Origin of the sequence: Catenulispora pinisilvae, from assembly GCF_015356865.1 — a bacterium.
Taxonomy (GTDB): domain Bacteria; phylum Actinomycetota; class Actinomycetes; order Streptomycetales; family Catenulisporaceae; genus Catenulispora; species Catenulispora pinisilvae.
Map to the genome: position 1 here is coordinate 59,926 of NZ_JAAFZA010000009.1, position 13,170 is coordinate 73,095.

Annotated in this window: 10 protein-coding genes; 4 read left to right on the top strand and 6 right to left on the bottom strand. The window is 68.8% G+C overall.

Going from position 1 to position 13,170, the window contains the following annotated elements; translation table 11 throughout:
* Nucleotides 1-81 precede the first annotated feature (81 nt).
* Complete coding sequence (exaC, locus tag IZR01_RS04570) at nt 82-1,605, bottom strand: acetaldehyde dehydrogenase ExaC (RefSeq protein WP_194922996.1); 1,524 nt, start codon at nt 1,603-1,605, stop codon at nt 82-84.
* Nucleotides 1,606-1,911: 306 nt separating this feature from the next.
* Here exaC and IZR01_RS04575 point away from each other — a divergent pair, with 306 nt between their 5' ends.
* Together IZR01_RS04575 and IZR01_RS04580 are read left to right on the top strand one after the other, a co-directional pair.
* Nucleotides 1,912-3,180 carry an MFS transporter gene (locus IZR01_RS04575; protein ID WP_194922997.1) on the top strand — a complete coding sequence of 423 codons (1,269 nt, stop codon included), beginning with the start codon at nt 1,912-1,914 and terminating at the stop codon, nt 3,178-3,180.
* Nucleotides 3,177-4,466 carry an MFS transporter gene (locus tag IZR01_RS04580; protein ID WP_194922998.1) on the top strand — a complete coding sequence of 430 codons (1,290 nt, stop codon included), beginning with the start codon at nt 3,177-3,179 and terminating at the stop codon, nt 4,464-4,466. The genes IZR01_RS04575 and IZR01_RS04580 overlap by 4 nt, the downstream gene beginning before the upstream one ends.
* Here IZR01_RS04580 and IZR01_RS04585 read toward each other — a convergent pair.
* Both IZR01_RS04585 and IZR01_RS04590 read right to left on the bottom strand, forming a co-directional pair.
* Nucleotides 4,429-5,442 carry a DUF1444 domain-containing protein gene (locus IZR01_RS04585; protein WP_194922999.1) on the bottom strand — a complete coding sequence of 338 codons (1,014 nt, stop codon included), beginning with the start codon at nt 5,440-5,442 and terminating at the stop codon, nt 4,429-4,431. The genes IZR01_RS04580 and IZR01_RS04585 overlap by 38 nt on opposite strands.
* Nucleotides 5,443-5,498: 56 nt before the next feature.
* A complete protein-coding gene (locus IZR01_RS04590; protein WP_194891505.1) occupies nt 5,499-6,353 on the bottom strand; it encodes a 3-hydroxybutyryl-CoA dehydrogenase in 855 nt (284 codons plus the stop codon).
* A 121-nt stretch (nt 6,354-6,474) separates the two neighbouring features.
* Between IZR01_RS04590 and IZR01_RS04595 the strand changes: the two genes are divergently transcribed.
* On the top strand, nt 6,475-7,644 hold the full coding sequence (locus tag IZR01_RS04595) for an acyl-CoA dehydrogenase family protein (RefSeq protein WP_194923000.1): 1,170 nt from the start codon (nt 6,475-6,477) through the stop codon (nt 7,642-7,644).
* A gap of 500 nt (nt 7,645-8,144) precedes the next feature.
* Here IZR01_RS04595 and IZR01_RS04600 read toward each other — a convergent pair whose 3' ends face one another.
* On the bottom strand, nt 8,145-9,350 hold the full coding sequence (locus IZR01_RS04600) for an alpha/beta hydrolase family protein (protein ID WP_194923001.1): 1,206 nt from the start codon (nt 9,348-9,350) through the stop codon (nt 8,145-8,147).
* A 723-nt stretch (nt 9,351-10,073) separates the two neighbouring features.
* Here IZR01_RS04600 and IZR01_RS04605 point away from each other — a divergent pair.
* Nucleotides 10,074-10,499, top strand: coding sequence for a hypothetical protein (locus IZR01_RS04605; protein WP_194923002.1), 426 nt, complete (start codon nt 10,074-10,076; stop codon nt 10,497-10,499).
* A gap of 310 nt (nt 10,500-10,809) precedes the next feature.
* Here IZR01_RS04605 and IZR01_RS04610 read toward each other — a convergent pair whose 3' ends face one another.
* Together IZR01_RS04610 and IZR01_RS04615 are read right to left on the bottom strand one after the other, a co-directional pair.
* The gene (locus IZR01_RS04610) at nt 10,810-11,814 is read right to left on the bottom strand and encodes a TolB family protein (protein WP_194891509.1); all 1,005 of its coding nucleotides are present in this window, start codon (nt 11,812-11,814) and stop codon (nt 10,810-10,812) included.
* Nucleotides 11,811-13,031: an MFS transporter gene (locus IZR01_RS04615; protein WP_323746908.1), complete on the bottom strand. Its 1,221-nt coding sequence runs from the start codon at nt 13,029-13,031 to the stop codon at nt 11,811-11,813. The genes IZR01_RS04610 and IZR01_RS04615 overlap by 4 nt, the downstream gene beginning before the upstream one ends.
* Between the last annotated feature and the right edge of the window lie 139 nt (nt 13,032-13,170).

Consider the following 13,170-nt stretch of genomic DNA (forward strand, 5'->3'; position numbering starts at 1 on the left):
CAGCGCCGGTCCTATCGACCGCACCGGTCGGCCCGGGCTCAGGCCCGGCCGAGGCCTGCGCCCCCGGCCCCGCGCCCGCCATCAGAAGAAGCCCATCGCCTTCGCCGAGTAGCTGACCAGCAAGTTCTTCGTCTGCTGGTAGTGCTCCAGCATCATCAGGTGGTTCTCCCGCCCGATCCCGGACGCCTTGTACCCGCCGAACGCCGCGTGCGCCGGGTACAGGTGGTAGCAGTTCGTCCACACCCGACCGGCCTGGATCGCGCGGCCGGCGCGGTAGGCGGTGGTCCCGTCCCGGGTCCACACCGCGGCGCCGAGGCCGTACAGAGTGTCGTTGGCGATCCGGATCGCGTCGTCGTAGTCGTCGAACTGCGTGACGGCGACCACCGGGCCGAAGATCTCCTCCTGGAAGACGCGCATCGCGTTGTCGCCCTCGAAGATCGTGGGCTGCACGTAGTAGCCGCCGGCCAGTTCGCCGTCGAGCTCCACGCGCTCGCCGCCGATCAGGACCTTCGCGCCCTCGCTCTGGCCGATGTCCAGGTAGGACAGGATCTTCTCCAGCTGGTCGTTGGACGCCTGCGCGCCGACCATGGTCTCGGTGTCCAGCGGGTCGCCCTGCTTCATCCGCTCGGTGCGGGCGATCGCGTCGGACAGGAAGTCGCCGTAGTGGCCGCGCTGGATCAGGGCGCGGCTGGGGCAGGTGCAGACCTCGCCCTGGTTGAGGGCGAACATCGCGAAGCCCTCCTGCGCCTTGTCGTAGAAGTCGTCGCGGGCGCGGGAGACGTCGTCGAAGAAGATGTTCGGGCTCTTGCCGCCCAGCTCCAGCGTGACCGGCTTGATGTGCTCGGAGGCGTACTGCATGATCAGCCGGCCGGTGGTGGTCTCGCCGGTGAACGCCACCTTCGCCACCCGGCCGCTGGAGGCCAGCGGCTTGCCGGCCTCGACGCCGAAGCCGTTGACGATGTTCACCACGCCCGGCGGGATCAGGTCCGCGATCAGGCTCATGAGGTAGTGCACGGAGACCGGGGTCTGCTCGGCCGGCTTGAGCACCACGGCGTTGCCCGCGGCCAGCGCCGGGGCCAGCTTCCAGATCGCCATCAGGATCGGGAAGTTCCACGGGATGATCTGCGCCACCACGCCCAGCGGCTCGTGGAAGTGGTAGGCGACGGTGTCCTCGTCGATCTGCGACAGCCCGCCTTCCTGCGCCCTGATCGCCCCGGCGAAGTACCGCAGGTGGTCGATGGCCAGCGGGATGTCGGCGGCCAGCGTCTCCCGGATCGGCTTGCCGTTCTCGAACGACTCGGCCAGCGCCAGCCGGTCCACGTTCATCGCCATCCGGTCGGCGATCCGGTTCAGGACCTCGGCCCGCTCCGCCGGCGAGGTACGGCCCCAGGCCGGCGCGGCGGCGTGCGCGGCGTCCAGCGCCCGCTCGACGTCCTCGGCGGTGCCCCGGGCCACCTCGCAGAACGGCTGCCCGGTGATCGGCGTCGGGTTCTCGAAGTACAGCCCGCCGGCCGGCGCGACGGCCTCGCCACCGATCCAGTGCTCATACCGGGGCTGGTAGCTCATGAGGGCGTCGGGGCGGCCCGGCGCGATGAAGACGGTCATGGGAGACCTCCACATTCTGCGGCGTTTCGAGGGACAGCCGTCGTCTAGCCCGCCGGCGGCATGCGCGTGACGCTAATCCCGAGGTGGGGCGGGTTCACACTGCTGTACGGGGATCTGCGTATAAGGGTTTGAAATCGGGCCGCGGGCTGTCCGTGGAAAATCGGGTGCGCACCCGTCGCGGCCGCTGCTAGCCTCCGGTTCTTTGTGCCTGTCAGGTCAGGTGTGCCTGCCAGGTCACATGTGCCTGCCAGGTCACGTGTGCCTGTCAGGTCACGACAGGTCAGGTCCGGCCGTAGGGATCGCCCAGTGAATCCGCTCCATGAGAAACCTTTCCGCCGCTTCTTCATCGCCCGATCCATCTCCGTCGCCGGGAGCGCCGTCACCCCGGTCTCCCTGACCTTCTCCGTCCTGCAACTCACCGGCAGCGCCAAGGACCTGAGCTTCGTGGTCAGCGCCCAGCTGATCCCGACCATCGCGCTGCTGCTGATCGGCGGCGGGGTGGCCGACCGGGTCGGGCAGGCCCTGCTGCTGCGGGTCACCCATTTCGGGTCCGGTCTGTCCCAGGCCGCCATCGCGTTCTGCCTGTTCACCCGGCAGCCGATCGGCTATCTGATCGCGCTGGCCTTCGTCAACGGCGTGCTCCAGGCCTTCACCGGGCCCGCGCTCAGCGGCATCGTGCCGCAGCTGGTCGGCCCCGAGGGGTTGCGGCGGGCCAACTCGCTGCTGGCCACCGTCGCCAACGCGACCAAGGTCATCGGGCCGAGCGTGGCCGGCGTGCTGGTCGCCACGGTGGGCGGCGGCTGGGCGCTGTCCGTGGACTCGGCGTCGTTCTTCATCGCCGCGATCGTCCTCGCGCTGATCCCCGTTCAGGACCGGCGGAAGAAGCGCGACGCGAAGCTGTTCACCGAGCTGCGGCAGGGCTGGACGTTCTTCCGCTCCACGCCCTGGTTCTGGTCGGTCACCCTCGCCTACACCGTGGTCAACCTGGTCCAGATGGGTGCCTGGCAACTGCTCGGCCCGGTGCTGGCCCGGGGGACGTTCGGGGCCGGCGGCTGGGGCGCCATCCTGAGCTGCCGGGCGGCCGGGGCCCTGGTGATGAGTGTGCTGATGGTGCGGCTGAACGTGAAGCGGCCACTACTTGCCGGGCAACTCGCCATGACGGTCGCGGCCGTGCCGTTGATGCTGCTCGGGGTGAACGCGAGCGTGGTGGCGATCGGCGCCGCGACGTTCTGCGCCGGGCTCGCGTCCAGCTTCGGCAGTGTGCTGTGGGACACCGCGCTGCACACCCACGTCCCCAACGAGATGATGTCCCGCGCCGTGGCCTACGACCAGTTCGGCTCGTACTGCGCCATCCCGATCGGTCAGTTGTCGGTGATCCCGCTGGCGACGGCGTTCGGCGCGCGCCACGTCGCGCTGGCGGCCGGCGTCATCTTCCTGGGCTCGATGGTCGCGCCGTTGGCGCTGGGTTCGGTGCGTCGGCTGGGATCTGCTCCAATAACAGCTACTCCGGTGGCAGCCGAGGTTCCGGCCGGAGCGAGTACGCCGAATGCCGGGAATGCGGCGGTCGCCTCATGAATCCGCTTCGGGACAAGGCCTTCCAGCGCTTCTTCGTCGGCCAGTCGATCTCGGTGCTCGGCGGCGCCGCCACCCAGATCGCGCTGTTCTTCGCCGTCCTCCAGCTCACCGGGAGCGCGAAGGATCTGAGCTTCGTCGTCAGCGCCCAGATGCTCCCGACGATCGCGTTGCTGCTCATCGGCGGTGGGATCGGCGACCGGCTGGGGCAGGCGCTGCTGCTGCGGGTCACGCATTTCGGGCTCGGGCTGACGCAGGGCGTGATGGCGTTCTGCCTGCTCACCAAGCAGCCGATCGGTTACCTGATCGGCCTGGCCTTCGTCACCGGCGTGCTGTCGGCGTTCGCCGGTCCCTCGCTGAGCGGGATCGTGCCGCAGTTGGTGCGTCCTGAGGGATTGCGGAAGGCGAACTCGTTGCTGGCCAGTGTCGGCAACGCCGCCCGGGTGCTCGGGCCGACGGTCGGCGGCGTGCTGGTCAGCACCGTCGGCGGCGGGTGGGCGCTGGCCGCGGACTCGGCGTCGTTCTTCCTCGCGGCCGTCATCTTCTGCTTCGTCCCGGTGACCGGGCGGGTGCGGACCGACCGGAAGTTGTTCAGCGAGCTGCGGCAGGGCTGGACCTACTTCCGGGGGAGCTCCTGGATCTGGTCGATGACCGCGGCGTTCACCGTGTCCAACTTCCTGCAGATGGGCGCCGGACAGGTGCTCGGGCTGGTGCTGGCCAAGCAGACGTTCGGCGCCGAGGGCTGGGGCGTGATCATCAGCTGCCGGGCGGTGGGGCAGCTGGTCATGAGCGTGCTGATGATCCGGGTCAGGGTGCGGCGGCCGTTGCTGGTCGGGCAGATCGCCATCACGTTGCAGGCGGTGCCGTATCTGCTGCTCGGGCTGGACGGCGGCGTGGCGGCGGTGGCCGCGGCGTCGTTCGTCGCGGGGTTCGGGATCACGTTCGCCGCGGTCAGTTGGGACACATCGCTGCACACGTATGTCCCGAACGAGATGATGTCCCGCGTCGTGTCCTACGACCTGTTCGGCAGGTCGCTGGCCGTCCCGCTGGGCCAGCTGACGGTCATCCCGATCGCCGACGCGCTGGGCGCGCGGCACGTCATGGTCGCCACCGGCGTGCTGTTCGCGCTGGCGATGGTCGCGCCGCTGATGCTGGCCTCGGTGCGCCGGGTGGGGACGGAGGCCGGGCCCGCGGTGCCTGCGGATCCCTCGGTGCCTGCGGATCCCTCGGGGCCTGCGGATCCCGAGGCGCCTACGGCATCGCCGCCAGCGCCTGTAGCCGCCTCATGACCTGCGGCTCCGGCCAGTCTTGGACGTAGTAGCGGATCGGGTGGAAGCGGGGATCGGGGACCAGGGGGCACTCCCGGGCGACGTCGTCCCAGGGGACGAAGAAGCGCTCGTTGTCCCGGGTGGCGATGGCGATCCAGTCGGCCTCCGGGAGCAGCGTCATCTCCAGGTCCTCGGCCCAGGTCGCGACGGTGAACGAGGCACCGGTCCCCGGGTCGACGAAGCGTTGCAGGGCGGCGACGAACGGGTCGCCGAACTCTGCTTTGGCGCGCAGGTATTCGGTCTGGCCGGCGTAGACGCTGTCCGCGAGCAGGTTCCAGGAGCGGCGGAGCGCGCCTCGGAACGGGGAGTCCTCGGGCAGGTCGTAGGGGATCATCTGGCCGGCGGCGTCGCAGGTGTAGAGGACCGGGGACAGCGGCCGCTCGGCGCCCTGCCATTCCCGCTCGGCGGCGGCCAGGAGGTTCAGCAGCTGCTCGGCGTCGGTGGGTTCGGGGGCGATGAGCAGGGCGTTGCGTTGCGGGATGAGGAAGACCGGACGTCGCTCGCCCCAGCCGGATCTGTCGGCCGAGGCGGAGCTTTCGGCCCAGGCGGTGATCCAGCCGCCCAGCAGTGGCAGGGAGCTGAAAAAGCCGTCCCCGGGCTCGTGCAGATAGGTCACGTCCGGCGCGAGGGCGTGGCTGTTCACCAGCGGGCGGAAGTCGGCGCCGAGGTTCGCGTGCGCGGTGGCGACGACCTCGTCGACGCTCACGCCCCAGCCGGCCACCAGCTCGGTGGTGACGTAACCCATGCCCACGCTCAGGTCCACGCCGATGAACTCGCTGAGGCACGGCGCGATCGGCCGGGAGGGGAACTGGACGCCGGTGTCGTCGGCGGCGTCCAGATCGAAGTCGGCCGGGCGGGGGACCGGCCGCAGCAGCGGGCGGGCCGAGGCCCAGTCCCGCGGGGTCCGATCAGGCCTGGGGTCTGTGGTGCTTCCCATGATCGGGGACCCTACCGAGGTCCCCGATCACCGGTGGGCGGTATTTCGACCCTCGTTCAGATGCTCGGGTACTCGTAGAATCCGCGCCCGGCCTTGCGGCCCAGCCGGCCGGCCTCGACCATGCGCAGCAGCAGCGCCGGCGGGGTGTACAGGGGTTCCTTGAACTCCTCGTACATCGCCTCGGCGGCCAGCTTCACGGTGTCCAGGCCGATCAGGTCGGACAGCGCCAGCGGGCCCATCGGGTGCGCGCAGCCCAGGACCATGCCGGAGTCGATGTCCTCGGCGGAGGCGAAGCCGCCCTCGGCCATCCGGATCGCGGCCAGCAGGTAGGGGATGAGCAGCGAGTTCACCACGAACCCGGCGCGGTCCTGGGCCACCACGGCCTGCTTGCCCAGCTGCTCGACGAAGGCCACGGCCCGGGCCCGGGTGTCCTGGCTGGTGGCCAGCGAGGGGATGACCTCGACCAGCTTCAGCACCGGGACCGGGTTGAAGAAGTGGACGCCGATCACGTTGTGCGGGCGGGCGGTGGCCGTGCCCAGGCGCATGATCGGGATGGAGGAGGTGTTCGAGGCCAAGATGGCGTCCTGGGGCAGGATCTGGTCCAGCTTGGCCAGCACCGCGCTCTTGACGGCCTCGACCTCGACCACGGCCTCGACGGCGAGCTGCCGGTCGGCGAACTCCTGCACGTCCTCGGTGAAGCGGATCCGGCCCAGCGCCGCGTCGGCGTCGGCCTCGCTCATCTTGCCGGCCTTCACCGCGCGCTTGAGGGACACCGCGATCCGGTCGCGCCCGCGCTTGAGGCCCTCGGCGTTCTCGTCGGCGACGATCACGTCCAGCCCGCTGCGCGCGCAGACCTCCGCGATGCCTGATCCCATCTGGCCGACCCCGACCACTCCGACTCGTTCGATCACCGATGCCTCCGGTTCCGGAAATTACGTTCTGTTCCGCACTTGTGGTGCGTACCACAGGGTATCTGTGGCACTGAGTGTGGATAATCGAGGGTACCCAGTACCGTCACACTAGGAGCGAGCCATGGCCGCCGACTTCGACCTGTTCAAGGTCTCCGAGGAACACGACCTACTGCGGGAGGCGGTGCGCTCGCTGTGCGAGGAGAAGATCCTGCCCTTCGCCGCCGAGGTCGACGAGCAGGCCCGCTTCCCCCAGGAGGCCCTGGACGCCCTGGTCTCCTCCGACCTCGCGGCCGTCCACGTGGCCGAGCAGTACGGCGGCCAGGGCGCCGACGCCCTGGCCACCTGCATCGTGATCGAGGAGGTGGCCCGCGTGTGCGCCAGCTCCTCCCTGATCCCGGCGGTGAACAAGCTGGGCTCGATGCCGGTCATCCTCTCCGGCTCCGAGGAGCTGAAGCAGAAGTACCTGACCCCCCTGGCAGCCGGCAGCGCGATGTTCTCCTACTGCCTGTCCGAGCCCGACGCCGGCTCCGACGCCGCGGGCATGAAGACCCGCGCCGAGCGTGACGGGGATCACTACCTCCTTAACGGCGTCAAGCGCTGGATCACCAACGCCGGCGTCTCGGAGTTCTACACGGTGATGGCCGTCACCGACCCCACCGCCCGCTCCAAGGGCATCTCGGCCTTCGTGGTGGAGAAGAGCGACGAAGGCGTCACGTTCGGAGCCCCCGAGAAGAAGCTGGGCATCAAGGGCTCCCCGACCCGCGAGGTCTACTTCGACAACGTCCGCATCCCCGCCGACCGCCTCATCGGCCCCGAAGGCACCGGCTTCGCCACCGCCATGCGCACCCTGGACCACACCCGCGTCACCATCGCGGCCCAGGCCCTGGGCATCGCCCAAGGAGCCATCGACTACGCGTCGAACTACATCAAGGAACGCAAGCAGTTCGGCAAGCCGATCGCCGACTTCCAGGGCATCCAGTTCATGCTCGCGGACATGGCGATGAAGCTGACCGCGGCCCGCCAACTCACCTACACCGCCGCGGCGAAGTCCCAGCGCGGCGACAAGGACCTGACCTACTACGGCGCCGCGGCGAAGTGCTTCGCCTCCGACGTGGCGATGGAGGTCACGACGGACGCGGTGCAGCTGCTCGGCGGGTACGGGTACACGAAGGACTATCCGCTGGAGCGGATGATGCGGGATGCGAAGATCACGCAGATCTACGAAGGCACTAACCAGGTGCAGCGGATCGTCATGGCTCGGCAGGTGCTGGCTGGTGGGTTGAGCTTGTAGTTCTTGTTTGGAATTTTCTCGGCGGCCGGGTGTGGACACCCGGCCGCCGACTGCTTGTTCCGTGGCCGTTCCGTGAGAACTTCCCCAGAGGGCCTTCGAGCTCATCGACGACTGATGACACGCGAGCCTGCCGTGCCTGGTGTCAGGACGCGGATCATGCTTTGCCTGTGTGCGGGCGATCATTGCCGCTGAATGGGCGGCAACCACGGTCTGAGCCTTGCTTGCCAACGTCAGTCGTGCGATCTCGTCGAGGGACGGACGGTGGCCGGCCGGAGAGAGGAACGGTTCAGGCTCGTCGATCAGGACGACTTGCTCGGGCCCGACGTCTACTACGCCGCGGCCAGTTCGCCTCCCGTGACGAACTGGCCGCGGCCATCGACACCTTCGTCTTGGCCTACGACGGACACGACGCCAAGCTCTACCGCTGGACCTGCGACGGCAGCTCACTCAAAGCCGCATGAACCCCCGGAGGATCAACGCGGCGCTGCACTAGTACTGCACTAGTACTGGAAGAGTACTTCCGGATTGTTCGGCGTGGGGCCGTCCAGCAGCGGCCTGTGGATCCCCTTCAGCGTCTGGTCGAAGAACGCCGTCACGTACTCACGCGTGATCACGATTCCACGTTCGGGGTCCAGGGGCGGCGTCGGGAGCCTGGCCTCCTCCTCGAGCAGGTCCACGTCGGTGAAGCTGGGGTGGTCGGCGCCGGTGACCGCCAGCCACTTCTTGTAGCCGCCGAGGGCGGCCCAGGTCTGGCCCCACGTGGGGTCGCCACCGCCGGCCGAGTGGACGTCGGCCCTACCCAGCATGAGGAACGGCCGGTTGATCTGGCCGGGCATCGGGACCGGGTAGAAGGCGCCGTCCATGTCCACCCCGGCCAGCACTCGCGGGTCGGCGATCATCGTGGTGGCCGCCGCCGCTCCGCCGATGGAGTGTCCGGCCATGCCGATCTCGTGCTTGTCGATGAGGTGCGCCAGGGGCCACGCGGAATTGCCATGGGTCAACTGGTCGATGACGAAGGAGACGTCCAGTGCGCGGCTGGCGGTGACTTCGGTCATGTCGAGCGCCGGGTCATCGCAGATCGCGCACGGCGGCGTCTGGCCGTTCGCCAGCGTCTCGCCGCTGTCCCCGTGAGTGTCGCCGACGAGCGCGACGATGTAGCCGTGACTGGCCAGGTCGGTCGCGAGCGAGGTGAGCACCATGCGCGGGTCCCCGAACCCGGGTGAGAGGACCACCAGCGGATACTTGCCTCTGTGCGGCCGCGCGCCGTCGAAGGCGTGAGTGGTGACGCTGGAAAGGTTCTGTGGGGTGATGCCGGAGCTTGCCGGTATCTTCGCCTGCTGGATGTGTCCGGCTGCCTCGGCGAGGGTCATGTAAGGGGCCGGAGTTCCGGTCCCGGGGACGGCCGGGTAGACCATCGTGACGGTCAGTTGGCGGGGGCCGGATGAGGGCACCCACGGGTCGGGACGGCTCGCGTCGGTGAGGTGGATGACGTCCTCGCCGGCGGCGTAGCGGCCGGTCGGCGCGGGGAGCGTGCCTTGGAAGGACCGCGTGGGCGCGGTGGCCGTGGCCGGTGCGGTGTCGAACGCGTGCGTGGCCACGGGTGTGGCCGACAGTGTGGTCGTGGCGGCGAACCCGGCACCGGTTCCCGTGCCGAGGGCGGCGAGCGCCAGCACCGCGACAGTGCTGATACGACGATTGCGTTTCATGGGATCGACGCTAGATTCCGCAGCTCCGTATCGAATCGGCCCGCGGATGTAAACGTTCTGGTGTCGTTCGTAACCCCCGTGAGGTACCGGAGTCACCCGCCGGGAGTATGTCGTGCGGCGCGGGGTTTCCCTTCGCCGGCCTCGTTGAGCGCCATCTTCGTCTCGGCCTACGACGAACACGACGCCACGCCCTACCGCTGGACCTACGACGGCAGCCCGCTCAAAGCCTAATTCAAGGCCTTCTCGATCGCATCGGCCGAGTCCGCGACGTCGATCGACCACGTGCCGCGTTCTGCCGACATCGCGATGAGGTCGCCTGGCTGGAGGTGGAGCTTCGCAGTGTCCCCAGAGGACTTGTGCCGCCGGGGTGAATCCTTGCGCCACACGTCCACAGAAAAACCCGCGCGTCGCACTGGACAGTGGCTGTGCCGCGGCGCGTGCCGCGGTAGGCGAACACGTCCGTACCCTTGCCGCCGCTGGCGCCCTTGCGGCACTTCGCTGAACAGTCGGGTGCTCACCCTGGAAACCGGGCGCTGCACCGTGTCGGAGGTGCGCGGATCCCGGTAAATCAGGGTTCTCCATTAAGGGAAAGTGAATCAGTGCTCTTATGTGAAACTCAGGTTGTGTTTGCCCGCGTCTCAGCCCCCGAGCGGCTACTGGAACCGACAGCCGAACGGGGGTCGCCGGGATTCCCGCGACTGGCTGACTCTAAGGAGAGGAACCATGAACCAAAGCACCAGGGGCAAGGCGGCGGCCGTTACGGCCTCCCTCCTGCTGGCAGGCGCCGCGGTGGCCGGGACGGCGGGGACGGCCTCGGCCGCGACCACGTCCGACTCGGCGACCACGGCCAGCCAGCCGAACGTCACCTGCTACGGGGCCGCCTTCTCCGTCACTTTGCCGGCCAACGGATACAGCAGCGACTTCACCAAGAAGTCCTACTGCAACGACATCAACCTCAAGATCACTTCGGGTGGCGGCCAGTGGGTCGCCGTCTGCTGGGTCACGCACAACAACTGCCAGAGCCACTGGACCTGGGTCCCCCAGGACGGGAACTTCCACGTGGTCGCCTCCAGTGTCCTGAACGGCACCGTGTACCAGTTCACCACGACTGAGGGCGGCCCCACCCGGCATGGTCTGGACGCCGACTGAACAGCCATGCCCGTCACGGCCGGTCTGAACTCCTTGCGGGCACGCCTTTAGACCGCACAGAGCCAGCACCGGCAAGCTGAAAGCGTGTCCCCGTGCTCCCCTTCGGGAGGGTACGGGGGCACGCCCTTTGGACAACTTGCTCAACAAGGTCACGCAGATCTGCGAGGGTAGTACTAACCAGGTGCAGCGAATTGTGGTGGCCCGGCAGGTGCCGGCTGGTGGTCTGAGCCTGTAGTTCGTCGCCTTCCCGGCTTCAGACGTCGTCGGCCGCCGCACTCGCAAAGTGCGGCGGCCGACGTGTTCCCCGTCGTCAGGGTCCGGTGTCAGTACCCAGAGGGGTCGGGGAGCTGGCGTCGTGGATGAGGATGCGTGGTGCTCCTCCGCCGTCGGCGGGTACGGCCCAGATGTCCCAGTCGCCGCCGGACTGGCGGGGGCGGCCGTACATGACCGTGCTGTTGTTGAGCCATGCCGCCTGGTCGTCGATGCTGTGCTCGTCGGCGAGCGGGGTTTCCGCCATGGTGCGCAGGTCGAGGACGTAGAGGCGCCAGGGGCGGTTCGCGCTGGCGTTGACGCGCTTCTTGAACACGATGCGGGTGCCGTCCGGTGACAGGGAGGGGCATTCGACGTTCTCCTGTAGCGTCCGCGCGGTCCAGGCGCGGTAGTCGCCTTGGACGAGGTAGGTGCGGCCCGCGGTGCGCACGGTCGCGTAAAAGGTGTTGTCGTCCGCGGCGAAGGTGATGCCCCAATAGTTCACGTCCGCGGCCTGGTAGGGCTTGCCGTCCAGGGTGAGGGGGATGCTCTCGACGTTGTCGATGAGCCGGCCGGTCTTGGTGTCCAGGATGGCCGTCCGGGTGGAGAAGTCGTCGCTCAGGTAGGAGTCGCCCTGGACGAACATCGTCCAGGACACCATCCTGCCGCTGGCTGAGACGCGCGCACGGTTGGGGAAGCCGGCGGTCTTGACCTGGCGCACCTGGTGCAGCGAGTGGTCCAGGACGGTGGCGTAGGTGGCGGGGAGCGCCCCTCCGCGTTGCAGGCAGATCGCGGTGCCGTTGGCGGCGTAGAAGCGGTCGCACAGTGTGCTGCTGACGGTCGGGGCGGCGTCGGGGTGGGCGCTGGGCACTGACGCGATGTGGCCGAAGTCGGGCCCCGGTGCGGTGTCGCGGAAGACGATCGTGTCGGCCGTTGCCAGATCGATCCTGCCGGTCGGGGATGCGCCCGCTGCGGCATCACGGGTGTTCACCGTGTATCCGACGATCGCGGTGGCGGCCATCAGGCCGGTGACCGTCAATATCAGCACTCGTGTGCGCGTGTTCATGTGTTGCTTTCCTTCGCTAGCGGGAGGATCCACAGGGCCGCGAGGATCGCGGCGGCCAAGGAGGCCACGGCCAGCGCGAGGGCCGCGTGCAGCCCCCAGCGGCCCCAGGCCGCGCCGAAGAGCACCGAGGACGCCAGCAAGGCGACCGACTGGCCGGTCTGGATCAGGGCGATGCCGCTGGCGCGCAGCTGGACGGGAAGCATGGGTCCGACAGCGGCCATCAGGACGCCGTCGGTGGCGGCGTAGAACAAGCCGTGCAGCGCGAGTGTGGGCAGCAGCAACACCACACCGCCGACGGGTCCGAACAACATCAGGTACGCGCTCAGCAGGGCGACGTAGCCGCCGACGAACACCCGGATCCTCCCGACCCGGTCGGCGAGGTGCCCGAACGGGACCGCGAGCAGCAGATAGCTGGCCGTCGTGCCGAGCGGCAGCAGGGGGAAGTACTCGGCGGAGATGTCGAGGCGTTGTTGCAGCAGCAGATAGACGAAGGAATCGCTGAGCGCCACGACGCCCAGCAGCAGGGCGGCTATGCAGACCCGGCGGAATCGCGGCAGGAGCAGGAGCCGCAGCGCGGCGCCCAAGGAGACCGGGTTCGCCTGGTCCACCGCCTCCGTCCGGTCGCGCACCAACAAGGCCAGCATCACGACCGCGAACGACGCGATGCAGAAGCTGGCGACGAAGACGGTGTCGTAGTGGTTCGGGTTCGCCAGAAGCAGCCCGAAGGCGGCCAGGGGACCCAGAAACGCCCCGACGGTGTCCAGAGCGCGGTGCACACCGAACGAACGGCCGAGCGTCTCCGGGGTGCTGCTCAGGGAGATCAGCGCGTCCCGGGGCCCCGTACGCAGTCCCTTGCCGGTGCGGTCCGCGGCGATGACGGCACCGAGCGCCGACACCGACGAACCGGCGGCCAGCAGGCCCAGCTTGCAGACCGCGGACAGCGCGTAGCCGCTGCCCGCCACGAGCTTGCGGCGCTGCCACCGGTCGGCCGCGTGCCCGCCGGCCAGGCGCACCAGCGCGGTGATGCCGAAGTACAGACCGTTGAGTTCGCCGAACTGGAGCGGGCTCAGGCCGAGTGTGAAGATCACATACATCGGCAGCACCGCTGTGATCATCTCCGAGGAGATGTCGGTGACCAGACTGACCGACCCCAACGCCAGCACGTTGGGGGCCACGGCGACCCGGGCCCGTACCGGTACCGGTACCGGCACCGGCACGGAGGCGGCATCGGCACGCGCCGGTGCCGCCTCTACAATCTCCGCCGGGTCCGCCAACCCGGCAGGACTCGCAGAAGCGACTGAGACGGCCGGAGCGGGGGAATTCCGACGCGTCGACGAGATGTACATGTCCGTCCTC